Raw genomic sequence first — 22,823 nt, forward strand, 5'->3', positions numbered from 1 at the left:
GCCGCCCACTGAACCGGTCGACTAACACTGGAAAGCTGCCACCGATTTCAGCGCCGGCGTTTGAGGCCAGTCTTTGAGACCCGTCAGGGGGAACGCTGTTAAGATTTCCCCATCAGGCCGCAAAAGGCTGAAACCGCGCAGTGCTGGGGTCCGCCTGATAGTGCGGCGCCAGATCCTCGGCGCGGCGGCTCAACTCATTGACGCTGTCGATGATATATTGCGCCGTATCCCCGGACATCAGGTAAGAAAAATTTAGCCGCACCCAGCCGGGTTTGCGCAACTCACGCCCCGCCTGCAACTCCTGAAACAGCTGATCTGATTCCGCGTGATCAATACCCAACAGGCGATGCGCATAGGGACCTGCACAGGCGCAGCCGCCGCGCGCCTGAATGCCGTAGTGGTCGCTCAACATACGGGTAAAGAGCTGCTGGTGCACCGGCGCGCCGGACACACCCTGCACGGTAAACGAGAAAATCGGCAGGCGATGCGCTGTGGCGTGGCCCAACACGGTGAGCTGCGGGTTATCCGCCCAGCCCGCGCGCGCCATCTATGCAAACCTGGCTTCTGTGCTGGCAATTGCCGCCTCTCCCACGGCCTCTTTCACCAGAAAGGCCAGCGCGGCCCGGATGTCACCAATCACATTAGGGGTGCCGGCCTCTTCGCGCGCTGCCAGATCCTCGCTGTAGTCATGCCCCCAGGGCGAAACAAAGCTGACAGTGCCGCCGCCCGGCCAGGACGGGCTCCGGGTGCGAGTGGCGTCCTGATTGACAATCAACACCCCCGAGGCACCGGGCCCACCGGGGAATTTATGCGGCGAGACCACCACCGCATCCTTGTGAGCGCCGTTGGCTCCCTGCATCGAGATCGGCAAATAGGGCCCAGCCCCGGCATAGTCCCAGATCGCCAGCCCACCAGCCGCATGCAGCAGGCGGCTAATGGGGTCGGGGTCGGTGACAATACCGGTCACGTTGGAGGCGGCAGAAAAACTGCCAATCAGCAAATCACTTCCCGCATGCGCCGCAAGGGCAGCCTCCAATGCGCCCAGATCAACGCCGCCTTCGCGGGCCTCGGGGATCTCCACCACCTTTGCCTTGCTCTCGCGCCAGGGCAGGATGTTGGAGTGGTGCTCATAGGGGCCAATGAAAACCACCGGATCGCGGGCCTCATTGACCCCAAGCAGGCTGACCAGCCGGTTCAGTCCTGCAGTTGCCCCCGAGCCCGCAAAGATCACCGCATCGCGCGCAGAGGCCTGGGTCAGGCGGGCAATCTCGGCCCGGGCGGCGCGACGCAACCGCGTCACATAGGCACCACAGAACGAGGCCTCGGTGTGCGAGTTGGCGAAATAGGGCAGAACCTGAGTGGCGATAAACGCCTCGACCTGCTGCAGTGCGCGCCCCGAGGCCACGTAGTCGGCATAGACCAATGGCACCTCACCAGCGGGACCGGGAATCATCATGCCTTCCCCTACGAGGCCCTTTGCAAGGCTGCCATCACTTGCGGCCTGTGCCAGCTCTGCTTTGAATGTCTCAAGGGTCATGCGCGCATCTCCAGTTATCGCTGAAGATGAGTTTCCTATGTGTGATGCGCGAAATCATTCCAAATTATTGATTGATTCGGTGAATTTTTGTGTCATATGATCGCAAATGCCCCACATAATAGATCATATTGACAGAGAACTTTTGAAAGCACTGCAACGGGACGCGGGCCTGTCGCAACGGGAGTTGGCCGAGGTGGTTGGCCTATCCCAGAACGCCTGCTGGCGACGTCTGAAGGCTCTGAATGACAGCAAAACCCTGTTGGGGGCCACCATGCGGGTTGATCGTGCGCAGCTGGGACTGGATCTGGTGGTCTTTGTCATGCTGCGCACCGGGCACCACTCTGCCGACTGGCTCGACACCTTCCGCCGCCATGTTCTGACCATACCGGAGGTGGTCGATTTTCACCGTATCGGCGGCGACTACGACTATCAGCTGAAGGTGGTGACGCAGGATATGGCCAGCTATGACCGGGTGTATCAGCACCTGATCGGTGGCGTCGAGCTGGACAGCGTCACCTCGTATTTTGCAATGGAGACGATTGCCGAAGGTCGCCTGCTGCCGCTTTGACAGGGCGGCAGCGGCACATGAAACTCTGGGAAGCCGCGCCTTCAGGCCCTAGTGGCCAAAGGCCTTGTTTGGCATCCAGGAAACGCGTTTGCCTTTGGCGCCCATGCGCATGTGCAGGCACGAGGTATTGTAGCGCTGGAAATACAGAATATCCAGTTTGTACCAGCCAGCAGAGGGCACTTCGACCTCGCTCATGATGGTGGTGTCACAGGTCTGACGCCCATCAAATTTGCCCACCACCTGGCCGCCAATCGTGGCGCGCAGACCGTCGTTGGTGAGGAAGTCGATATTGTGAATGCCTGGCTTTGCAAAATGCACATAGCCCTTGATCGCAGCCGCGACATGTTCTGCCCGTTTGGAGGTAAGTGCTGGCTCCCCTTCGTTGGTATCGCGGTAATCCAGGCCGCTCAACGGACGTCCACGCTCAGAGCGGATCGTCAGGGCAGAAGACGCCTCCGACAGGTTTTTGACATTTTCAGGATAGGCATAGCGCACCGAAAGCCCCGATTTCAGGCCAGACGGCTGCGGGTTGGCCGGCTGCAGCTTCAACGGTGCCGCACTCAGCGCGGTGGCACAGGTCAAAACAATTGCGGCGATTGTGCTGGTCCAAAGCTGTTTCATCTCACACTCCCCTTTTCGCCCGACTCTCTGTAGTCAGGCTCATTTCCTTCACGGTAGCGGCGAGACCCGGCAAAAGACAACCGCTTTTCCGCCTAGGGAGTATCGCAAGCGTGACTTCAAATCAGGATTGCACATTCAGATCGCGGCGGATCACACAGCCTAATCACACAGCCAAAATCCAAAAAACAAAAAGGGCCGCCCGCAGGCAGCCCTTTTCTCCAGCACCCAAAGGGGCGCAAGGATTAGTTTTTGGCGTAGAATTCCACCACCAGGTTTGGTTCCATCACAACAGGGTAAGGCACATCGGCCAGACCTGGGGCGCGCACGAATGTGGCGGTCATTTTGGAGTGGTCGGCTTCGATGTAGTCAGGAACATCACGCTCGGCCAGGGTCACAGATTCCAGCAGAATTGCCAGTTGCTTGGACTTGTCACGCACAGCGATTACATCGCCTTCTTTAACACGGTAGGACGCGATGTTGACGCGCTGACCGTTGACGGTGACGTGGCCGTGGTTGACGAACTGACGGGCAGCAAAAACGGTTGGCACGAACTTGGCGCGGTAGACAACGGCGTCCAGACGGCGCTCGAGCAGGCCGATCAGGTTTTCACCGGTGTCGCCTTTAACACGCTCAGCTTCGGCGTAGATGCGGCGGAATTGCTTCTCAGTGATATCGCCGTAGTAGCCCTTCAGCTTCTGCTTGGCGCGCAGCTGGATACCAAAATCGGACAGCTTGCCCTTGCGGCGCTGACCGTGCTGGCCGGGGCCATATTCACGACGATTGACTGGGGACTTAGGACGACCCCAGATGTTTTCGCCCATGCGGCGGTCAATTTTATACTTGGCAGACGTACGTTTAGTCACGGCTGTTCTCCTTTTTAGTGGCTCCGCAATTTTCCCGAAAACCGGTTCCCACTTTTCGGATTGCGGACGCGGGCGCCTACAATCATGATCAGCCAGAACGCAGCCGGAAAAACGGCGGCTATAAAGGGCGTTGTCCTCTTAGGGTTGGATCAGAGATCCGCACCTATGACAGGAATCCCCTTGCGGGGTCCACCAACACCAATGAGGGGCGCTTATATGCGCAAAGGGAGCGGAGTCAACAGCGCTCTCTTTGCTTTTTTGCCAGCGGCACAGGTTTATGCAGCCTCATGCATCAGGATGGCCGCTTCAGAGCTGCTGAGGTTGCGCCGCGCATAGGCGCCATAGCTGTACGGGTCGTGCTCAAGCTGCGGCAAAATCCCGTTCAGACGAATACGATCCTGGGTGTCCAGCGCCGACATCGAGGCACTGGCGGGATGAAAGCTTTCGCTTTCCACCCCATTGGCCCAAAGCACCTGATGCGCGCCCAGCAGGAGATGAATGTAGGTCACGTCCGGCACTGCAGAATCGCTCACGATGGTGCGGCCATTGATCAGGTCCCGTGCCGCCACCAGCACCTCAGGGGTGTTGAACAGAGCCTGCACCTGAGAGCCCCGCAGCAACATGCGGTGATCCGGGGACACCAACAGCTCTTTTTCAGGCCGCTCGATCCCCAAAGCCCCGACACAGATCCGTACCGGCCGCAGCTTTGGCACCACAAAAAGACGCGCCCCACTGATGCGCCGCGCGCCAATCCACTGGATCTCGCAGGCGCCATTATCGCGGGTCTGAACCCGGTCGCCTTGGCGCAAATCCTCAACCCGGAGCGGACCATTGGGCGTGGCGATTTTGGTGCCCGGCGTGAAACAGATAACCCCACTGCCCGGCTGGCCCGGCATCGCATCGCCCGGACAGGCGATGCTGCCCAAAGAGTGGTGCACCACCCAGAGATCCGTCGCCTTTGGGGGGATTTCATCCACGAACATCAAGAGAGGTCGTGCGCCATCGCCGACTTCAATCAGGGTGACCGTGTAGCTTTGCACCCCGTTGGTGACCACAAAACTCTTGTCCAAAAGTGGATCATCGACCGCGACCTCGTTCAGATCACTCTGGTTCTGCACGGCGGCTCCCACCAGTCGGCGCACCGAGCGCGCAGCCCGCCGCCTCAGATCGGATTCTCCGTTCGCCTTCCCCAAACGCAACAGCTCTGTGGGGCCATCGACCCGCAGGGCCTCCCCTTGCCAGGACCATACAGCCCCGGCATCGATCATCTCGACCGGTGCGGCCAAAAGACCGTCTATTTCTGTTTGCGACCAAGAAATGACAAACGTGCCTCGAAAGCCCGTTTTCATCTGCCTGTTTGCCTGCTCATTATTTTTATTAAGCAAAACTTAACAAACATGCTTTTTCAGATAAAGAGCCAAGTCACGCAAGCAGTCCCAACCCTATGCAGGGTGTGTTTTCAAAACCTCAATTGCAGCTGCAATGATCCGGTCAGCTGGCTGTCGCTTTGGCCCGTGAACTCTTTGCCAAGGTAGGTCAGGCCATAAAAGGCAGCAACGCTCTCGCCCTGCCACCGCAGGCCCACCCGGGCCCGGCGGCGACTGTCTGCCAAATCATAGCCATTGCTGTCGGGCAGATAGATCGAGTCCGACACATAGGCGATATCCGCGCCTGCCGTCAGCGTGAGGCCCGTCGCCTCGCCCTGGATGGTGCGGTAGCGTTGTCCGGTGACCGTCTCGCGCACCAAGAGGCCGCCCTGGGCCAACTGGCCATAGGTCAGGTCCAAACCGGCACGCAGATAGGTCTCATCTCCGGCCCGCGCCTCAACAAAGGGGCGCAGCTCAATCCGGTCAGACAGCGTCATGGCCCGCCCGACCTCAGCCGAGATCAGCGGCTGGATCTTATTTGCCACCTGCCCGTTCAGGACCACATCCGAAACTTTTGGTGCGCTGACCAGACCATGCAGCCAGCTCTGCACCCGGTCCAGCTGCGTCTGTGGGCCAATCACCGCCAGCCCGCCGCCCAGCAAGATCTCATTGGAGCCGCGTTGCATGTGGCTGTTCAGCTCAGCCGTCAGGGCCCCGGCCCAGGGACGATCCGCAGCGTTGGGCACCTTTAGGTTGGCAGGCTGGACAATCTGGCCCTGCAGCCGCAGCTCTAAAAGGGCGCCAAACTGCGCCGGTGCCTGCCCCTGCCAGTCCGGGCCATAAAGCCTGGAGGACGTCACAGATCCGGTCCGCCAGCGGTCATGGCCATCGCCCAGAAGGTCGTTGGTGAACAGTAGCCCGTAGCCAATTTTGTGCCGCTCTTGGTTCTGTGTCTCGCCCTGTGTCACGCCCAGTGCCACCACCTGTGCCACCGGCTCTGCCCCCTGTGTCACAGGCTCTGCGAGCCCCGGCAGTACTGGCTCTGCGAGCCCCGGCATGGGGAGCAAAAATGCGAGGGCTATGGCCGCTATCTGTCGTCGCATCAAATTTATCCTGCTGTTCCCTGCCTTCACTGAAACAAGGCTAACAAATCGCTAGCACTTTGCGCACAACTGCAACTAGTGCAGCAAAGGCACAGTATAGGGGAATGCCCGGCGCTGATGCCCGCGTCTTGCCACAATCGCGCCACAGTTCGCGTGCAGCGCTGATCCGACAGGTAAAAACTTCATATTTTCAATACCCTACCCCATCAGGTAGCGGCCCAGCCAAGCCACAGCCCCCTGCCTCAATTGCCGCCGCAAAGGCGCAGATAATCTGCAGCTTTTTAACGACCGCTCATATGCGGTGTCCCTGCAGAGATCAGGCAGGGCCGCCCTGCCTCAGGGTTTCGCGTGGGGAGCGGCCAAAAGCCGCCCTATAGGCGATTGAGAATCGCCCCAAGTGGCTGAACCCCGCATCAAAGGCCACCGCCCCCACCCGGTGCTCCGGTGGCAGGCTTTGTAACAGATAATGCGCATGGATCAGCCGCTCGCGGGTGAGATACTGCATCGGCGAGCAGCCCATATGACGCTTAAAGCCCATTTGCAGGCTGCGCAGGCTGCAGCCTGCCTCGGCGGCGATCAACGCCAGGGTCAGCGGCTCGCCAAGATTGCCCCGTATGTAGTCCTGCGCCCGGCGCAGCTGAAAAGGTGCGGCGCCCGACAGATCCCCCTGCTGGAGGGCATGCAAGATATTGCTGGGCTGATGGCTGAGCAGGCCCAGGATCAGCTCTTCCTCCAAACGCGCCTGCTGCAGCGGCATTTGCCCACCAAAGGCCCCCTGGTTCTGCGCCAGACGCACCGCCAGGCCCAGTGATTTTGCCCAGCGCTGCAGGGCGGGCGTGGTCAAGTCCAGCAAAGGGTCAAACACCACAGCTTCGGTCAGACGACGCCCCAAAAGCTGTTCGGCCATAGCGTGCAACGCCGCACGGTCGATCTGCAGCAAGAGTTTTCGACAGCCAGCGTACCAGGTCATACGGGTTTCGCGGGTTGGGTTCAGAACCGAGGCCGTCGCAGGGCTCGCCCCAACCACAACCTTGCCATTTTGCACCCGCGCCGTTCCCTCAATCGGCACCTGGATCAGATAGAACCGCTCCAGCTCTCCGGGGTTGATGGCCACCTCGCAGCCATAGCTGAGATAGTTCAGAGACAGGCTCTGACCTGCGACGTGATTATGGCGCGCCTCAAAATTTCTGAACTGGCGTCCAGGCGTCAGATCATGCGCGCAAAACTTGCGGGCAACATTGTGCCGGGCACGGTCAATATCCCGCGTGTGAAACAGGGGATGCGCGCTCAGAGGATCGGCCAAAGGTGTCGAGGCTGTGGGCTCCATGCCTTCACCCTGCATAAACTTTAGACTTAAAACAAAGCTTTTCAGCCCATGGCGGCTTTCTTTTCGCTTTCTGGACAAAGAAAATGTCACAGCGAGCCTAGGCTAACGCAATAATCTTTCAATTTCGGGGAGCAAAACATGAAAGAGACAGCTGGCGTTACCCAATCTGACGAGGGGATCAACGGCGTGGCCTGGAACGTGGTTGGCCATACCTACACTCCTAAACTTCACTCGGACAATGCCTTTACCTGGCATGCGGATATTCCGGCCGACACCTTTGTGCCGCCGCATATTCACCCCACCCAGGACGAGTGGATCTATGTGCTTGAGGGTAATCTGGAGGTGGAGTTCGGCCATGACCAAGGCCCGCCCACCACGCATAAGGCCGCTCCGGGTGACACCGTGCGCATGCCCATGGGGATTGCCCACGGGATCTTTAACCGCAGCGGTGCAGGTGCCAAATGCGTCTTTGGCGTCGCCCCGGCTCGCAAGCTTTATGATCTGTTTGTGGCCCTTGACGGTGTGACCGACCCCGAAGAGCTGACGCGCCTTTCAGCGCTGCATGAAGTCGACTTTTTGCCACCCCCGGCCGAATAAGAAGGGGCAAGCACCATGGTAAAACGTAAAACCATCGCTGTCATTGGCGGCGGCGTCAGTGGGCTGGCAGCAGCCAAGGCCTTTGATGAAAAGGGTCACCGGGTTATTGGCTTTGAACGCAGTCACGACTTTGGCGGCGTCTGGGAGCTGTCACGCTCCTATCCTGACGTGCAGACGCAGTCGCCAAAAGACCTCTATTGCTACACGGATCATCCGATGCCAGAGGACTATCCAGAGTGGCCAAAGGGGCCGCAGGTGCATGCCTATCTGCACAGCTACGCCCAAAAGCACAAACTCAGCCGTCTGTTTCGGCTGAACAGCAACATCCTGTCGATGGACCGCCGCCACGATGGCAAGCCCGGCTGGACCCTGACGATTGACGAGGCTGGTCACGTCCGACAGGAAGATTTTGACTTTGTCGCCATCTGCACCGGGCAATTCTCGGAAAAGAACATCATCAGCCATCCGGGGCAGGAAGATTTCATCGCCCAGGGTGGCCAGGTGATCCATTCATCCGACTATACCGACCCCGCGATGATGCAGGGCAAACGCGTGGTGGTGCTGGGTGGGTCAAAATCGGCCACTGACATTGCCGTCAACGCCGCCAAGAATGGTGCCAAACAGGTCACCATGGTCTACCGCGAAAACGTCTGGCGGGTGCCCTATTTTGTCGGCGGCATCAATTTCAAACACCTGCTTTACATGCGCGCGCAGGAACAGCAGTTCAATCAATGGGGCAAATCTCCGTTTCAGCGCGTCATTGCCGGAATTCCGAAACCGCTGGTCTGGGCCAACTTTCGCGGGCTTGAGACCCTGCTCAAGCTGCAGCTGGGGCTGAAGAAATGGAACATGGTTCCGGACACACCGATTGAGAAAGAGGCCTCCTGCTCTTTGCCCATTGTGACACCCGGCCTGTTTGAGAGCTTCAAATCCGGGGCGGTGACACCAATCCGGGGCACCTTTGAGCGCTACGAGGGCGATGAGGTTCTGCTCACCACCGGCGACAGGGTAAAAGCTGATATCGTTGTGCTGGCCGTGGGCTGGAAACTGGGCATTCCCTATCTGGCGCAGCAGTTCCGCGACAAGCTGATCGAGGCGGACGGGCAGTACCGCACCTTCCGCCTGTCGGTGAACCCGGATCTGCCGGAAATGGGGTTTGTTGGCTTCAACTCCAGCTTTTGCACCATTCTGTCAGCCGAAATGATTGCCAACTGGCTGGTGCGCTATGCCGATGGCCAATTGGCACAGCAGCCAAGCCGGGCCCAGATGGAGGCCAATATCGAGATGATGCTGGACTGGCGCCGCCGTGAGCGGCCCGCCGCGCAGGTCTATGGCGGGCTGTGTTCGGCACCTTTCCACTTTAAGCACTTTGATGAATTGCTCAGCGACATGGGGGCCCGCAGGCGCAAGCGCGCAAACCCTCTGGCCGAGCAGTTCTCATACCCAAGTGCCCCGGCCTATGGGGAGTTCCTGGCCTCGACCCCACAGTATCACGCCGAATAGGCCTGATCGCTGCGACACTGCGCGCTCAGCGCGGCGCTCCCTCGGGGTCGCGCTGACGCGTCTTTCTGCACGGTTTCGGCCTGGCCTCAGCCTTCCACAAGATGACAGGCCACATTCCCCTGCCCGCTCTGGCGCAACGCGGGTTGCTAATCACGGCAAACCGCCGCCACCAGCGGGCAGCGGTCCGCAAAGGCGCAGCCTTTGGGCGGGTTGAGCGGGCTTGGCGGGTCTCCCAATAATTTTGCAGGCCGTACGTAGCCTTGCGCTTTGCGCCCTGTCAGCGAGGGCGCGGCCGAAAGCAGCGCTTGGGTATAGGGGTGTTTCGGATCCTCAAACAGCGCATCGCGCGGACCCTGCTCGACGATTTTACCCAGATACATCACGGCCACATCATCGCAGAGGTGGCGCACCACGCCCAGGTCGTGACTTATGAACAGATAAGACAGCCCCAGCTCCGCTTTCAGCCGCGCCAGCAGGTTGAGGATCTGCGCCTGAATGGCCACATCCAGCGCCGAGACCGGCTCATCACAGACCAGAAGTTTGGGATTGGTGGTAAGCGCCCGTGCAATCGAAATCCGCTGCCTTTGCCCGCCCGAGAACTGATGCGGAAACAGGTTGAGCTGATCCGGCCTGAGGCCCACCAGTTCAAACAATTCGCGCACCCGCGCTGTGCGGCTCGCCATATCGCCAATTTCCATGAGGTCCATGGGCTCGCGCACGATATCCACCACCCGCGCCCGCGGGTTGAGCGAGGAATAGGGATCCTGAAAGATCAGCTGCACATCACGTCGGCGCTGGCGCATGGCCGCGTCATCCAACTGCAGCAGATCATCGCCTTCAAACAGCACCTGGCCTCCAGAGGCCTGAACCAGTCGGATGGCCGCCATGGCGGTGGTGGTTTTGCCAGAGCCGCTTTCGCCAACGATGCCCAGCGCGCGGCCCTTCTCCAGTGAGAACGAGACCTGCCGCACCGCCTCTAGGTAGGGTTGTTCGGCAAAAAAGCTCGGTTTGGGCAGCGCAAAGCGCACCGCGAGGTCTTTGACCTCTAAAAGCTTGCTCATAGCCGCCCCTCCTCAACTGCGTGGCAAGCCACCGGGTGATGGCCATGGGCGAAGAGATGCGGTTTTTCCAGCTCACAGCGGGGTGCGCGCGCGGCGCAGCGATCGGCAAAGGCGCAACCTGCCCCCAGCAAATGCAACGGAGGCACCACGCCGGGGATTTCCGCCAGCATATCCGTCGCCCCCCCGTCCCGTTTGCCCAGCGCGGGAATGCAGGAAATCAGCCCGCGCGCATAGGGGTGTTGCGGGAAATCCAGCACATCATCCGCCCGGGCTTCTTCAATCACGCGGCCTGCGTACATCACCGCCACCCGATCCGCCATTTCGCTGATCGCGCCCATATCATGGGTGATCAGAATGATGGCCGAGCCATACTCGCGCTGGATCTCATTGAGCAGATCAAAGATCTGCGCCTGCACCGTCACATCCAGCGCTGTTGTCGGCTCATCCGCGATCAGTACCTTGGGGCGGCAGCTGACGGCCATGGCGATCATCACCCGCTGACGCATCCCGCCCGACAGTTGATGCGGGTAGTCACGCGCGCGCTGATCCGGCGAGGGAATGCCCACCCGGTCCAGCAAAGCCACCGCCCTGCGCATGGCCTGAGAGCGGTCGACGTTCTGATGCAGCATGATCGCCTCGGCAATCTGGGCCCCCACGGTAAAAACCGGGTTGAGCGAGGTCATTGGCTCCTGAAAGATCATCGCCATCTCGCCGCCGCGCAGCGCCTGCATGCGCCGCTCGCTGGCCTGGGTCAGATCCTCACCGTTCAGCCGGATCGCACCACCCGCGACACGCCCCGGCGGCATCGGGATCAGCCCCATCACCGAGAGCGCCGTGATGGATTTGCCGCAACCGCTTTCGCCCACCACGCCCAGGGTTTCGCCCTCGTTCACCTGCAGCGAGACTGAATCGAGCGCCGTGACCTCGCCATAGCGCGTGTTGAAGGTGACGCGCAGGTCTTCGATTTCCAACAGACTGCTCATCGCTCTCTCAGTTTTGGATTGAAGGCATCATTTAGCCCGTCGCCAATCAGGCTGACGGAAAACACGGTGAAAAAGATCGCCAGCCCCGGAAAGGTAACCGGCCACCAGGCATCAAGGATGTCCCGGTTGGCCCCGATCATCCGTCCCCAGCTCATGACATTGGGATCCCCCAGCCCCAGAAAACTGAGCCCCGCCTCAAACAGGATCGCGACCCCCACCGTAAGTGTTGCCGACACAATGAGCGGCGGCAGGGCGTTGGGCAGGATGACCTTCCAGATGATGCGCCTGTTGCGCGCGCCTATGGCACGGGCAGCGGTGACATATTCCAGTTGCTTGATTTTCAGAAACTCAGCCCGCGTCAGCCGCGCGGTTTGTGGCCAGCTGACCAGACCAATGGCCATGGCGATTGTCAGCAGCGAGGGCGAAAACAGCGTCACCAGCACCATGGCAAACAACAGAGCCGGCAGGACCTGAAAGAACTCGGTGATCCGCATCAGCAGATTGTCGATCCATCCGCCGTAATACCCCGCCAGCGCCCCCATCGTGATGCCAATCCCCATGGTGATGGCCGCCGCTGCTGATCCCACCGCCAGGGTTGGTCCACCTCCGGTCAAAAGACCGGCAATGATGTCGCGTCCCAGATAGTCGGTGCCCAGTGGAAACTCCGGTGTCATGCCGGGGGGCTCTTGCGGCGCCCAGACGATGTCAAAGGGGTCGCCCGCATAAAAGAAAGTGCCATAAAGGGTCGCCAGTATGATCACAGAGAGCATCACCACCCCAATGAGGGCCGGGATATTGCGGCGAAACATTCGCCAGGCCTCAAGCGCCGGGCTTTCGGCCTGAAATTCCGCTTGTTTCGCGGTCGCCTTGCTCAGCATCAGCCTTTCCCCCTCAGCCGCGGATCAGCCCATCGGTAGCGCATATCGGTCAGAATATTAGCGACCACCACCATGGCACTGGCAAAGAACAGCACCCCCATGATTGTGGGGTAGTCGCGGCGCAGGATGGAATCAAAGGCGAGCCGCCCCATACCGGGCCAGTTGAACACTGTCTCAACCAGCAAAGCCCCGGAGATCAGATTGCCAAACTGCAGGCCTGCCACGGTGAGGATCGGCAGGGCGGCATTGCGCAGCGCATGTTTGAACAGCACCGCGCGCGGCGAGGCGCCCTTGGCCCGGGCTGTGCGAATATAGTCAGAGCCCAGCACCTCAAGCATAGAGGCGCGCGACAGCCGGGCATATTGTGCCAGATAGATCACCGCCAGGGTAAAGGCCGGCAGCGCCAGATGATGCAGAATATCCAGCGCCTTTATCAGCACCCCGGCCTCGCGCAGCCGGACCGACTGCATGCCCTCGACCGGGAAAACAGGAAAGACACTGGCAAAGAGGATGATCAGCATGATGCCGGTCCAGAACACCGGCACCGCATAGCCAATGGTGGCAAAAACGCTGACAAAGGCGCTCATCACGCCATTGGGTTTGCGCGCCGCCAGCACGCCCAGCACCACGCCAATCACAATCGACAACAGCTGCGCTGTCATCACCAGCAGGATCGTGGGCAGGATCCGTTGCCCGATCAGGCTCGCAACCGGTTGGTTGAAAAAGAAGCTCTCGCCCAGATCCCCCGCAGCACATTGCCGATGTAAAACGCCAGCTGCACCAGCACCGGTTTGTTGAGGCCATATTCCTCGCGGATACTGTCGAGCATCTCTTGAGTGGCGCCGCCCATTTCGCCTGCAATCACCAGGGCCGGGTCGCCCGGAGCCAGACGGATCAGCAGAAAATTCAGCACCACGACGCCAAGCATGAGCAAGAGCCCATAGCCAAAGCGTTTGAGCAGAAAAGAGATATTCATTTAGGTGTCCTGTTCGGATGCCTTGGATAAAAAGCGGCGGACATGGATCGTTTCACGCCCGCCAACACAGGGAGTTTCAGACAGCAGTCACACGGCTATTCGCCCCAGGAGACCTGATCCATCGGATGCATGGTGCCCCAGATGCCGGTTGGGACATTCTGCAATTTGCTGTCATATGAGGTGTGATAGGGCAAAGTATTGATCCAGTAGCCGGGCAGGTCCCCCGCCACGATCTGCTGGAACTCCCATAGAGCGCGCGACGCTTGTCCTCGTCCAGTTCAACAGCGGCGGCATTCAGCAGCGCGTCCACCTTGTCACTGGCATATTGCTGGGTATTGGACCAGATCACGCCCTTGCGAATATTGTCGCTCAGATAGCTGCGATGCACGCCGATGACCGGGTCGCCCCAGTTAAAGACGATATCCATCGACATCTCAAAATCATGGCCGCCAACCCGGCCGGCCCAGGTGGGAAAATCAGGCGCAGCCCGCACGGTCACGGCAATGCCGATCTTTTTGAGCTGTGATTTCATATATTCCGCAAGGCTAAGCTGCTGCTCATTGGGCCCCGGGATATAGTCGATGGTCAGCTCCATGCCATCGGAAAATCCCGCCTCGGACATCAGCGCATTGGCCTTGTCGAGGTCCACATCATAGGCGGGAATACTGGCGTCAAAGTAGGGCGAGCTTTCGATGATTGGGCCGCGTTGCTGGGCCGAAACGCCCCGGTGCAGCGCCTTGGTGATGAAATCCCGGTCCACCGCATAGGCAATCGCCTGCCGCACCCGCACATCGCTCAGCTTTGGCGAGGACGTGTTGAAGGCCAGCCAGTTGATCGGGCCAACTGCGGCATAGCCCTCGGCGGTGATCTCAAGATTGTCCGCCTTTTGCAAGCGGCGGATCTCCTGGCTGCCCTGCATAAAGGGGTACATATCCGCCTCGCCATTCTCCATCGCAATCAGCAGCGATGAGGAATCCTTGACGATTTTGACGATGATCTCGTCCAGCTTTGGCCGCCCCTCCATAAAGAAATTCGGGTTTTTCTTCAGAACGATGGCTTCGCCCGCGGTGAATTCTTCGACCATAAAGGGGCCTGATCCAATGGGCATATTGTTCATCGGATGCGATTTCATATCCTGACCATCATCAAAGATATGTTTCGGCAGGATCGGGGCCAGCGCCGGAGACAGTGCCAACAGCAACGCCGGATGCGGCGCGCTGAGGTTGATCACCACGGTATGCGCATCGGGTGTGTCGATCGTCGAGACCGGCGCAAACATGGTTTTGAACGGATGGTTTTCCTTGATCGCCTGGATCGAGAAGGCCACATCGGCCGAGGTTACCGGCGCACCATCATGGAAGGTGGCATTGTCCACCAGATGCAGCGTCAGGCTCAGACCATCTTCGGCCATCTGCCAGCTTTTGGCGAGATAGGGCTGGGGTTCCCAGTTTTCATCATAGCGCAGCGGGGAGGCAAAAATCTGGGTCGAGGGCACGGCCGTGGCGATGCCGGATTGCACCGCCCCGTTCAGGTGGCGCGGCGTCTGGTTGGACCCAATCACCAGCGTGCCCCCATCGGCAAAAACGGGCAGTGCAGTAACGGATATGGCGGCTGACAAGGCGGCAACAGCCGCCGCGCCCAAAAGGCGTGACACTCGTTTCATCGTAAACTCCCTGATATGTTTTTTATATGGGATCAGGCTAGCTGGGCACCAAAGTACAGAAAACAGTCTTTTACAGGGGTGGAACTATCATTTTTTAGGAGAATAGGTGCGGCGGCCGTTCTGAAGCGCCTTTTGCAGGAAAGAGTAGCTCTTCAAAAGCGCCCTCCTCAGCCACCTCGCGACAGGTCTGCAACACCGTTTTTACCAGAGTGGAGCGTTGCGAGGCATGGGTATAGGCGACGCCATATTGTGGCGAATCCAGATCGCCGCGAATGGGGCGGGCAACATAGCCGTTTTGCCCGGCCCGGTCATGCGGCCCACAGATGTTCATCAGCGCATAGCCGAAATTTGCCGCCACCAGCCCGCGCAGCACGGATGAGCTTTTTGTGGTATGGGCGATGCTGGCTCGCAGGCCCTGGCTGGAGAACAGCCCGTTGAAATAGGGTCGTGTGCCCGGCAGATCCAACAGGATCATCGGTAGCGCCACAAGGTCCTGCAGCTCCACTTCCTCTTGCTGCGCCAGCGGGGAGACGTCGGGAATGAGGGCAATCGGCGTGGCCCGAAACATTGGAATAAAGGGCTGACTGCCCGGTGTTTCTCGCCGATAGGTCAATGCCAGATCCACCGCCCCAGAGTTCAGAAGATCGGTAATCGACTGCATGTCGCCTTCTTTCAGCTCAATACTGATGGACGGATATTTCTGCGAGATCCGCTTGAGCAGCGGCGGCAACACATAGGGCGCTGTGGGCGCATAGCAGCCCAATCGCAACGCGCCGGCCGGGTCCCCCGTGAGGGACAAAAGATCTGACTCAAAGATCCGCGCCTGCTCTAAAAACGCCTGCACCCGCGCCCCCACCGCCAGTCCTGTCGTGGTGGGCACAATCCCCTTGGCAGGCAGGCGGCGCAGCAGTTCCGCCTCGACTGTCTGCTCGATAATATCAATCGCTGCGGTGATTGAGGATTGCGAGATATTTATCTCCACCGCCGCCCGCGCAATCGAGCCCGTCCGCAGAGCTGCATCAAAGTAGCGGAGCTGTTTCAGAGTAAAGCGCATCACCATTCCCTAAAATTTACGGGGTTGATGAACACTAATTACATTTTTCCAATGATCAAACCTTGGATAGGCCTATGGCAAAGGTATGAGGTGAAAAATGTCCCAAACCGTTATTTATAGTGCCAAAAAAATCATCACTATGGACCCGAACCAGCCCGAAGCCAGCCATGTCGCGGTGCGCGATGGCAAAATATTGGCCGTTGGCGGCGCGGATTGTGCCGCCCCCTGGGGGCCTGCGCGCCGCGATGACCGCCTTGCTGATACGGTTTTGATGCCGGGATTTGTCGAGGGGCACGCCCATATGATGGCCGGTGCCATGTGGCAATATGCCTACGCAGGGTTTCACGACCGCATCGACCCTCAGGGCAAGCTCTGGCAGGGCATGCAGGACATAGGCGCCGTGATCTCGGGCCTCAAATCCTTTGAGGCCAGCCTGCCCGCGTCTGAGCCGATGGTCGGCTGGGGGTTTGACCCGATATTTTTGCCAACCGAGCGCCTCAACCGGCATCATCTGGACGAAATCAGCACAACCCGGCCCATTGCGGTGATCTATTCGAACTTTCACCTGATGTGCGTCAACTCTGCCGCCTTGGAGATGGCAGGCTATGGGCCTCAGACCGAGGCGGAAGGGGTTTTGAAAGGCGCAGACGGCAGTCTCACCGGCGAGTTGCAGGAAATGGCCGCGATGTTTCCGGTGATGCGGCGGATGCAAATTGATTTCCGCAGCCTCGCCCAGCGTGAGACCTCGATCCGCAGCTACGGTGAGGTTGCCAAACACGCGGGTGTCACCACAATGACCGACCTCTACTCTGCCATGGAGGCCGAGGACCTGGAGGTCATGCTGGCCATCGCCAGTGAGGCAGACTACCCCCTGCGCATCGTCCCCGCCACCGGGGCCATGGGTGCCCCCCCTGATCAGATCGCGGCAAATGCCAAGGCGTTAAAAGCCCGCTCTACCAACAAGTTGCGTCTGGGCGCGGTGAAGCTGATGACCGATGGCTCCATCCAGGGCTGGACCGCCCGGGTGAAATGGCCGGGCTACGTTGGCGGCCAGCCCAATGGCATCTGGAACAGCGCCCCGGAGCAGATCTTTGCCCTCTTCGACACCCTGCACCGCGAAGGTGTGCAGATGCATATTCACGTCAATGGCGATGAGGCCGCCGAGGTGTCGATTGCAGCCCTTGAAGCGGCGCTGCAAAAATCTCCCTGGCGCGGCCACCGCCATGTGCTGCAGCATTGCCAGATGATGGGAGTGGATCAGTTCAAACGGTGCGCCGAGCTCGGCATATCGACCAATATCTTTGCCAATCACATCTGGTATTTTGGCGACCAGCACGCCGCCCTGACGCTTGGCACTGAACGGGCTGAACGCATGGATGCCTGCCGGTCCGCCCTGGATGCGGGCGTCAATATCGCCATCCATTCCGACGCACCGGTCACACCCCTGGCCCCCCTTTTTACCGCCTGGTGCGCCGTCAACCGACAGACAATGTCCTGGCGTGTCCTCGGCGCGGCGCAGTGCATTTCTGTGCAGGAGGCGCTCTACGCCATCACTCTGGGGGCGGCCCACAGCCTGCATCTGGACAATGAGATCGGCAGCATTGAGGTTGGCAAAGAGGCCGATTTTGCCGTGTTGGGCGCCGACCCCACAGCGGTGGAGCCACAGGCGCTAAAGGATGTGCCGGTCCTGGGTACGGTCTGCGGTGGTGTGGTGCATCTGCTATGAGCGACACAGCCGCGCCCACAGCCAGCCCCGCACCAAAACCAACACTGCCGATGACGGTGATTGGCGGGTACCTTGGCGCTGGCAAAACCACCCTGATCAACCAGCTGCTACAAGCCCCCCCCGGGCGGCGGCTAATGGTTATGGTCAATGACTTTGGCGCTATCAATATTGACGCAGCCCTGCTGCAAAGCGCCGATGAGGATACGCTGACGCTCACCAACGGCTGCGTGTGCTGCACTATGGGGGCTGATCTGTTTCTGGCCATTGGCGACGTGCTCGACCGCCGCCTGCGCCCCGATCATCTGATTGTCGAGGCCAGCGGTATTGCCGACCCGCAAAAGATCGCCAATGCAGCCTTAGCTGAGCCCGATCTGAGCTATGGCGGCATTGTCACGCTGGTGGATGCCCAGAACTTTGCCGCGCTGCAGGATGATGCGCAGATCGGCCCACAGATCGAGGGTCAGGTGCGCTGCGCTGATCTCTTGCTGGTCAGCAAGACGGAAGCGCTCACAAAAGATCTCAACGCCCGGCTCAAGCGCCTCAGCGGGGTGGCGCCGCTTCTGACCGAGGCCAGCCCTGCCCTTGCGGATCTGCTGTTACAAGACATAGCACGCCCCCCCACCACGCCCAACTTCACATCCCATACCACGCCCTACAACACGGCCCAGAACACTGCCCCGACCCATCCCGGCTATATGCGCTGGAGCCATCAAAGCTCTGCCAGCGTGACGAGGCCGCACTGCGTGACGCTTTGCGCAACCGCCCCGCGGCACTCTACCGGCTAAAAGGGTTTGTTCAGGGCCAAGGCAGCACTGGCTGGCTGCTGCACTGCGTCGGCCAGCAGGTTTCTCTTGAGCCAATTCAATATGATACAGGCACGGCTCTGGTTGGGATTGGGCTTGCAGATCAGCTCACGGCGAAGCGCTGCGAGGCCTGGTGGAGCAGCGCCGTGCCCAGCCCGATGCCCAGCCCGATGCCCAGCGCTGCAGCTCTGGCAGATTAAGAAAGATCTGGCAGAACAAGAAACATATGACCGGTCCGACCCGTCTACATCACCCGTCTAACGGCAGGCCACTACATCATGCTTCCAGCGATAGGCCAATAATGGCGCCCACCGAGGTCAGGCCGATCTGAGACAACTCACCCGGCGCAAAGGCCTCTGGCAGCGCACCGCCCTCCATCCACAGCCCATCGATCAAAGCGTTGCTGGCGGTGGCCAGCTGATACAGGCGCTCGGGGTCGGCCGCGATGCCCGCCTCGAGCAGGGCCGCACGAATCAACTCCTGCAGCCGGTCGCGAAAATAGATATAGGTCTTGGCATGGGTTTCCTTCATCTGCGCGTCCTCTGCACCTTATTGAGGAACCCGGCCCACAGCGCGATAGAGCGCGGATCCACAACCGGCGGCGTCAGCGAGGACTGCACGAAGACCCTGAGCTGCGCGCGCGCCGAGCCCTTGACGCTGGCGGCTGGCGCAAAGGTGAGGTCTGTCATCTGCGTCATGTGATGTTCAAAGGCCGCCGTGATCAGCTCTTCCTTTGAGGAAAAATAGTGCCTTATCAGCCCCTGTGTCACCTCAGCCCGCTCGGCGATGCCGCGCACAGTGGCGCCGCGCACGCCTTTTTCGGCCACCAGCTCAAGCGTCGCGGCAATCAGCGCCAGTTTGCGCTGCCCGGCGCTTTCGCGGGTAAATTTTCGACGCTCTTCGCTCATCCCTGCCTCTTTGTATCCGGCCCTAGTTCTGTATTTACCCTGCGCCCGCAAATAATTATACACTTGCATAACTAACAGGGTTGAGCCTTACTACCCTAATAACCAAGGACGCCCGACAATGCCAACAGCTGCCAGCGCAGACCAAGACCCCGCAGCCCCCCTCCAAGAGCCCGCGCGTGTCAAAGACGCGGTGCGCATTGAGGATCTGCACAAATCCTTTGGCACGCTTGAGGTGCTCAAGGGAGTGTCGCTGACAGCCAAACAGGGTGATGTCGTGGCCATTATCGGCGGCAGCGGATCCGGCAAATCGACCATGTTGCGCTGCATCAATTTCCTTGAGGCGCCCTCGGGTGGCAAGATCATCATCGATGGCGAAGAGGTGGAAATGCGCGCCGATGGCAGCCCGGCCAACCGGCGTCAGATCGAACGCATCCGCACCCGTCTCGCCATGGTGTTTCAATCCTTTAATCTGTGGACGCACCTGACGCTGCTGGAAAACGTGATCGAAGTCCGGTGCATGTGCTGAAAGTCCCGCGCACCAAGGCCATCGCGCAGGCGCGCCTTTTGTTGCAGCGTGTTGGGCTTGCCGACAAGGAAGATGCCTTTCCTGCCTTTCTGTCGGGCGGCCAGCAACAGCGCGCCGCCATTGCCCGCGCTCTGGCGGTGGATCCTGCGGTCATGCTGTTTGACGAGCCCACAAGCGCGCTGGACCCCGAACTGGTCGGCGAAGTCCTCACCGTGATCCGCGATCTGGCCGCCGAGGGGCGCACCATGCTGCTGGTCACCCACGAGATGCGCTTTGCCCGCGAAGTCGCGGATCACGTGGTCTACCTGTATCAGGGGCGCATCGAAGAGCAGGGCCCGCCTGCCGAGGTCTTTGGCAATCCAAAATCAGAGCGCCTGCAACAGTTCCTCAAATCCGTATCATAATAAGATCAACACAAGAAAAACCAAAACAGGGAAAAGAAAAATGACACTCAAAACAATTCTGGCCACCGGCCTGACCCTCGCCACTGTGACCGCTGGTGCCGCCCAGGCCGATCAGGTGAAAATCGGCATTGCTGCTGAACCCTACCCGCCCTTTGCCTCGTTGGATTCCTCCGGCACCTGGGTCGGCTGGGAAGTCGAAGTGATTGATGCCGTTTGTGCGGCCGCCAAACTGGACTGCGTGCTGACCCCCGTGGCCTGGGACGGCATCATCCCCTCGCTCACCGGCCAGCAGATCGACGCCATCATGGCCTCTATGTCGATCACCGAAGAGCGTCTGAAAACCATCGACTTTTCAAACCCCTACTACAACACTCCAGCGGTGATTGCAGCGGACAAAGCCATGGATATCGCGCCCACCCCCGAAGGGCTGGCGGGTAAGATCATCGGCATTCAGGCCTCCACCATTCACCAGGCCTATGCGCAGGAATATTTCAAGGATTCCGAAATCCGCGTCTATCAGACCCAGGATGAAGCCAACCAGGATCTCTTTGCCGGACGCATCGACGCCACCCAGGCCGACAGCATTGCCATGGCAGATTTTGTCGGCACGGAATCCGGATCTTGCTGTGAAATCAAAGGCGCCGTTGCCAATGACATCTCGATCCTGGGCCGTGGTGTGGGCGCTGCCACCCGCAAGGGAGATGCTGAGCTGCAGGCCGCCTTGAATGCGGGCATTGCCACCATTCTGGCCGATGGCACCCATGAGGCCATCACGGCGCGCTACTTCAACGCCAGTATCTACAGCGAATAAGGTCACCCCTTTGGAACTGATCCTCGAATGGCTCGGGATGACCGAGAGTGCCGCATTGCTGTCGCTCTCGGCGCCTGGCTGGGGCGCAAATCTTTTGCGCGGACTGGCGAATTCACTGCAGATCGCCCTGGGTGCCTTTGGCATGGGGCTGGTGATCGGGCTTTTCGGGGCCTATGGAAAACTCTATGGCGGGCCGATCCTGCGGGACCTGCTCGCCATTTACACCACCGTAATCCGCGCCGTCCCTGAGCTGGTGCTGATCCTGATCCTCTATTATGTCGGCACCGATCTCATCAACAAGGCCTCCGGTCTGCTGGGCTATGGCCGGGTAGAGATCAGCGGTGTTGTCGCAGGCATCTGGGTGCTGGGCATCGTGCAGGGCGCCTATGCGACCGAGATCCTGCGTGGCGCTATTCAGGCTGTGCCACCGGGACAGATCGAGGCGGCCCGCGCCTATGGCATGCCCACTTTGATGACCATGCGCCGCGTGACTATTCCTGCAATGATGGCCTTTGCCACGCCGGGGCTGGCCAATCTGTGGCTGATTGCCACCAAAGACACTGCCCTTTTGGCTGTTGTCGGCTTTAATGAGCTGACGCTTGAGACCAAACAGGCAGCCAGCAGCACCCGCGCCTATTTTACATTCTTCCTTGCCGCCGGGGGGCTGTATCTGATGGTAACGCTCTGCTCTGGCGCCGTCTTTTCCCGCATTGAGAAATGGGCCCGGCGCGGTCAGCCCTCGCTGAAAGAGGCCAGCACATGAGCAGCATAAAATCTCTGATGCAGCCGCATCGCATCGTGCTGATGGCCCTGTTTGCCGCCTTTGTGCTGTGGTGCGCCCTGTCGCTGCGCTGGGACTGGATCCCCAAATATGCGCCGCTGGCACTGGAAGGCCTGTGGACCACGATCTGGATCCTCGTGGTCACCACTGTCCTTGGCTTTTTCCTCGCGATCCCGCTAGGCCTCGCGCAGGCAATCGGGCCCTGGTATCTCTCGGCACCTGCACGCGTCTTTTGCACCGTCATTCGCGGCACGCCGCTCTTGCTGCAAATCTGGCTGTTGTACTATGGGCTGGGATCACTGTTCCCGCAATTCCCCTGGATCCGCTCGTCTGAGCTGTGGCCCTATCTGCGACAGGCCTGGCCCTATGCGGTGCTGGCGCTGACGCTGTCCTATGCCGGCTATGAGGGCGAGGTGATGCGCGGCGCCTTTTCCGGCGTGGCCAAGGGCCAACTGGAAGCCGCCAAATCCTTTGGCATGCCACGCGTCACCATGTTCCGCCGCATCTGGCTGCCGCAGGCCATCCGCAATGTGCTGCCCACCCTGGGCGGTGAAACCATCCTGCAGCTGAAGGCGACACCGCTGGTCGCCACCATCACGGTGGTTGAGATCTACGCGGTCTCCTCGCGGGTGCGCTCTGATACCTTTATCGTCTACGAGCCCCTGCTGCTGCTGGCCCTTGCCTATATGGTGATTGCCGGTCTCATCGGTCTGGCCTTTAAACGCTTCGAAAACCAAGTCCCCGGACGGCGCTGATTATGCGG

21 protein-coding genes and 3 pseudogenes are annotated in these 22,823 nt (G+C 59.9%); 10 read left to right on the forward strand and 14 right to left on the reverse strand.

The window, feature by feature from the left end; all coding sequences use genetic code 11:
* Positions 1 to 112: 112 nt before the first annotated feature.
* Positions 113 to 1,537 (reverse strand): annotated as a pseudogene (locus B4968_RS14950) (aminotransferase class V-fold PLP-dependent enzyme).
* A gap of 106 nt (positions 1,538 to 1,643) precedes the next feature.
* Between B4968_RS14950 and B4968_RS14955 the strand changes: the two are divergent.
* Positions 1,644 to 2,105 carry an Lrp/AsnC family transcriptional regulator gene (locus B4968_RS14955; RefSeq protein ID WP_083100249.1) on the forward strand — a complete coding sequence of 154 codons (462 nt, stop codon included), beginning with the start codon at positions 1,644 to 1,646 and terminating at the stop codon, positions 2,103 to 2,105.
* A 48-nt stretch (positions 2,106 to 2,153) separates the two neighbouring features.
* Here B4968_RS14955 and B4968_RS14960 read toward each other — a convergent pair whose 3' ends face one another.
* The 5 genes from B4968_RS14960 to B4968_RS14980 form a co-directional block, all read right to left on the reverse strand.
* Positions 2,154 to 2,726: a PA14 domain-containing protein gene (locus B4968_RS14960; RefSeq protein WP_083100251.1), complete on the reverse strand. Its 573-nt coding sequence runs from the start codon at positions 2,724 to 2,726 to the stop codon at positions 2,154 to 2,156.
* Positions 2,727 to 2,968: 242 nt separating this feature from the next.
* Entirely contained in the window at positions 2,969 to 3,589 is a 621-nt protein-coding gene (rpsD, locus tag B4968_RS14965) for a 30S ribosomal protein S4 (RefSeq protein WP_083100253.1), read from the reverse strand.
* A gap of 275 nt (positions 3,590 to 3,864) precedes the next feature.
* Positions 3,865 to 4,938 (reverse strand): Hint domain-containing protein, encoded by a 1,074-nt coding sequence (locus tag B4968_RS14970; RefSeq protein ID WP_083100255.1) that lies wholly within the window; start codon positions 4,936 to 4,938, stop codon positions 3,865 to 3,867.
* Positions 4,939 to 5,048: 110 nt separating this feature from the next.
* Entirely contained in the window at positions 5,049 to 6,059 is a 1,011-nt protein-coding gene (locus tag B4968_RS14975; protein WP_083100258.1) for a lipid A-modifier LpxR family protein, read from the reverse strand.
* A 316-nt stretch (positions 6,060 to 6,375) separates the two neighbouring features.
* Complete coding sequence (locus tag B4968_RS14980) at positions 6,376 to 7,386, reverse strand: AraC-like ligand-binding domain-containing protein (RefSeq protein ID WP_083100293.1); 1,011 nt, start codon at positions 7,384 to 7,386, stop codon at positions 6,376 to 6,378.
* 138 nt (positions 7,387 to 7,524) lie between these two features.
* Here B4968_RS14980 and B4968_RS14985 point away from each other — a divergent pair, with 138 nt between their 5' ends.
* Together B4968_RS14985 and B4968_RS14990 are read left to right on the forward strand one after the other, a co-directional pair.
* Positions 7,525 to 7,983 carry a cupin domain-containing protein gene (locus B4968_RS14985; RefSeq protein ID WP_083100261.1) on the forward strand — a complete coding sequence of 153 codons (459 nt, stop codon included), beginning with the start codon at positions 7,525 to 7,527 and terminating at the stop codon, positions 7,981 to 7,983.
* A gap of 15 nt (positions 7,984 to 7,998) precedes the next feature.
* Positions 7,999 to 9,486, forward strand: a complete 1,488-nt coding sequence (locus tag B4968_RS14990; RefSeq protein WP_083100264.1) for a flavin-containing monooxygenase — start codon at positions 7,999 to 8,001, stop codon at positions 9,484 to 9,486.
* Between the two features lie 146 nt (positions 9,487 to 9,632).
* Here B4968_RS14990 and B4968_RS14995 read toward each other — a convergent pair whose 3' ends face one another.
* From B4968_RS14995 to B4968_RS15020, 7 genes are all read right to left on the reverse strand, one after another.
* Positions 9,633 to 10,547 carry an ABC transporter ATP-binding protein gene (locus B4968_RS14995; RefSeq protein WP_083100267.1) on the reverse strand — a complete coding sequence of 305 codons (915 nt, stop codon included), beginning with the start codon at positions 10,545 to 10,547 and terminating at the stop codon, positions 9,633 to 9,635.
* On the reverse strand, positions 10,544 to 11,530 hold the full coding sequence (locus B4968_RS15000) for an ABC transporter ATP-binding protein (protein WP_083100270.1): 987 nt from the start codon (positions 11,528 to 11,530) through the stop codon (positions 10,544 to 10,546). Before B4968_RS15000 ends, B4968_RS14995 begins: the two co-directional genes overlap by 4 nt.
* Positions 11,527 to 12,408 carry an ABC transporter permease gene (locus B4968_RS15005; protein WP_083100272.1) on the reverse strand — a complete coding sequence of 294 codons (882 nt, stop codon included), beginning with the start codon at positions 12,406 to 12,408 and terminating at the stop codon, positions 11,527 to 11,529. Before B4968_RS15005 ends, B4968_RS15000 begins: the two co-directional genes overlap by 4 nt.
* The gene (locus tag B4968_RS15010) at positions 12,408 to 13,070 is read right to left on the reverse strand and encodes an ABC transporter permease (protein ID WP_241525771.1); all 663 of its coding nucleotides are present in this window, start codon (positions 13,068 to 13,070) and stop codon (positions 12,408 to 12,410) included. The genes B4968_RS15005 and B4968_RS15010 overlap by 1 nt, the downstream gene beginning before the upstream one ends.
* 35 nt (positions 13,071 to 13,105) lie before the next feature.
* Entirely contained in the window at positions 13,106 to 13,384 is a 279-nt protein-coding gene (locus B4968_RS24610) for an ABC transporter permease family protein (protein ID WP_241525772.1), read from the reverse strand.
* Between the two features lie 76 nt (positions 13,385 to 13,460).
* Entirely contained in the window at positions 13,461 to 15,047 is a 1,587-nt protein-coding gene (locus B4968_RS15015) for an ABC transporter substrate-binding protein (RefSeq protein WP_241525773.1), read from the reverse strand.
* A 94-nt stretch (positions 15,048 to 15,141) separates the two neighbouring features.
* Positions 15,142 to 16,101, reverse strand: a complete 960-nt coding sequence (locus B4968_RS15020) for a LysR substrate-binding domain-containing protein (protein WP_161492598.1) — start codon at positions 16,099 to 16,101, stop codon at positions 15,142 to 15,144.
* A gap of 97 nt (positions 16,102 to 16,198) precedes the next feature.
* Here B4968_RS15020 and B4968_RS15025 point away from each other — a divergent pair, with 97 nt between their 5' ends.
* The 3 genes from B4968_RS15025 to B4968_RS24615 are packed head-to-tail and all read left to right on the forward strand — an operon-like array spanning position 16,199 to position 18,830.
* A complete protein-coding gene (locus tag B4968_RS15025) occupies positions 16,199 to 17,827 on the forward strand; it encodes an amidohydrolase (protein WP_083100278.1) in 1,629 nt (542 codons plus the stop codon).
* A complete protein-coding gene (locus B4968_RS15030) occupies positions 17,824 to 18,612 on the forward strand; it encodes a CobW family GTP-binding protein (protein WP_241525774.1) in 789 nt (262 codons plus the stop codon). The genes B4968_RS15025 and B4968_RS15030 overlap by 4 nt, the downstream gene beginning before the upstream one ends.
* On the forward strand, positions 18,579 to 18,830 hold the full coding sequence (locus B4968_RS24615; RefSeq protein ID WP_241525775.1) for a GTP-binding protein: 252 nt from the start codon (positions 18,579 to 18,581) through the stop codon (positions 18,828 to 18,830). The genes B4968_RS15030 and B4968_RS24615 overlap by 34 nt, the downstream gene beginning before the upstream one ends.
* A gap of 76 nt (positions 18,831 to 18,906) precedes the next feature.
* Here B4968_RS24615 and B4968_RS15035 read toward each other — a convergent pair.
* A pseudogene (locus tag B4968_RS15035) lies at positions 18,907 to 19,538 on the reverse strand (TetR/AcrR family transcriptional regulator).
* 118 nt (positions 19,539 to 19,656) lie between these two features.
* Between B4968_RS15035 and B4968_RS15040 the strand changes: the two are divergent.
* From B4968_RS15040 to B4968_RS15055, 4 genes and pseudogenes are all read left to right on the forward strand, one after another.
* A pseudogene (locus B4968_RS15040) lies at positions 19,657 to 20,468 on the forward strand (ABC transporter ATP-binding protein).
* 40 nt (positions 20,469 to 20,508) lie between these two features.
* On the forward strand, positions 20,509 to 21,279 hold the full coding sequence (locus B4968_RS15045; RefSeq protein ID WP_083100281.1) for a transporter substrate-binding domain-containing protein: 771 nt from the start codon (positions 20,509 to 20,511) through the stop codon (positions 21,277 to 21,279).
* 37 nt (positions 21,280 to 21,316) lie between these two features.
* The gene (locus B4968_RS15050; RefSeq protein ID WP_083100283.1) at positions 21,317 to 22,042 is read left to right on the forward strand and encodes an ABC transporter permease; all 726 of its coding nucleotides are present in this window, start codon (positions 21,317 to 21,319) and stop codon (positions 22,040 to 22,042) included.
* The gene (locus B4968_RS15055) at positions 22,039 to 22,815 is read left to right on the forward strand and encodes an ABC transporter permease (RefSeq protein WP_083100286.1); all 777 of its coding nucleotides are present in this window, start codon (positions 22,039 to 22,041) and stop codon (positions 22,813 to 22,815) included. Before B4968_RS15050 ends, B4968_RS15055 begins: the two co-directional genes overlap by 4 nt.
* The last annotated feature ends 8 nt before the right edge of the window (positions 22,816 to 22,823 follow it).

It is taken from the genome of Pseudophaeobacter leonis (genome assembly GCF_002087335.1).
Taxonomy (GTDB): Bacteria; Pseudomonadota; Alphaproteobacteria; order Rhodobacterales; family Rhodobacteraceae; genus Pseudophaeobacter; species Pseudophaeobacter leonis.

Excerpts from the sequence above, each read along its gene's own strand:
- B4968_RS15005 (WP_083100272.1), bottom strand. The coding sequence starts at position 12,408 with ATGCTGAGCAAGGCGACCGCGAAACAAGCGGAATTTCAGGCCGAAAGC.
- B4968_RS14975 (WP_083100258.1), bottom strand. The coding sequence starts at position 6,059 with ATGCGACGACAGATAGCGGCCATAGCCCTCGCATTTTTGCTCCCCATG.
- B4968_RS15015 (WP_241525773.1), bottom strand. The coding sequence starts at position 15,047 with ATGAAACGAGTGTCACGCCTTTTGGGCGCGGCGGCTGTTGCCGCCTTG.
- B4968_RS24610 (WP_241525772.1), bottom strand. The coding sequence starts at position 13,384 with ATGAATATCTCTTTTCTGCTCAAACGCTTTGGCTATGGGCTCTTGCTC.
- B4968_RS15045 (WP_083100281.1), top strand. The coding sequence starts at position 20,509 with ATGACACTCAAAACAATTCTGGCCACCGGCCTGACCCTCGCCACTGTG.
- B4968_RS14960 (WP_083100251.1), bottom strand. The coding sequence starts at position 2,726 with ATGAAACAGCTTTGGACCAGCACAATCGCCGCAATTGTTTTGACCTGT.
- B4968_RS14980 (WP_083100293.1), bottom strand. The coding sequence starts at position 7,386 with ATGGAGCCCACAGCCTCGACACCTTTGGCCGATCCTCTGAGCGCGCAT.
- B4968_RS15000 (WP_083100270.1), bottom strand. The coding sequence starts at position 11,530 with ATGAGCAGTCTGTTGGAAATCGAAGACCTGCGCGTCACCTTCAACACG.
- B4968_RS15030 (WP_241525774.1), top strand. The coding sequence starts at position 17,824 with ATGAGCGACACAGCCGCGCCCACAGCCAGCCCCGCACCAAAACCAACA.
- B4968_RS15020 (WP_161492598.1), bottom strand. The coding sequence starts at position 16,101 with ATGCGCTTTACTCTGAAACAGCTCCGCTACTTTGATGCAGCTCTGCGG.
- B4968_RS14985 (WP_083100261.1), top strand. The coding sequence starts at position 7,525 with ATGAAAGAGACAGCTGGCGTTACCCAATCTGACGAGGGGATCAACGGC.
- B4968_RS14995 (WP_083100267.1), bottom strand. The coding sequence starts at position 10,547 with ATGAGCAAGCTTTTAGAGGTCAAAGACCTCGCGGTGCGCTTTGCGCTG.
- B4968_RS15010 (WP_241525771.1), bottom strand. The coding sequence starts at position 13,070 with ATGACAGCGCAGCTGTTGTCGATTGTGATTGGCGTGGTGCTGGGCGTG.
- B4968_RS14970 (WP_083100255.1), bottom strand. The coding sequence starts at position 4,938 with ATGAAAACGGGCTTTCGAGGCACGTTTGTCATTTCTTGGTCGCAAACA.
- B4968_RS15050 (WP_083100283.1), top strand. The coding sequence starts at position 21,317 with ATGACCGAGAGTGCCGCATTGCTGTCGCTCTCGGCGCCTGGCTGGGGC.
- B4968_RS15055 (WP_083100286.1), top strand. The coding sequence starts at position 22,039 with ATGAGCAGCATAAAATCTCTGATGCAGCCGCATCGCATCGTGCTGATG.
- B4968_RS14955 (WP_083100249.1), top strand. The coding sequence starts at position 1,644 with ATGCCCCACATAATAGATCATATTGACAGAGAACTTTTGAAAGCACTG.
- B4968_RS15025 (WP_083100278.1), top strand. The coding sequence starts at position 16,199 with ATGTCCCAAACCGTTATTTATAGTGCCAAAAAAATCATCACTATGGAC.
- B4968_RS14990 (WP_083100264.1), top strand. The coding sequence starts at position 7,999 with ATGGTAAAACGTAAAACCATCGCTGTCATTGGCGGCGGCGTCAGTGGG.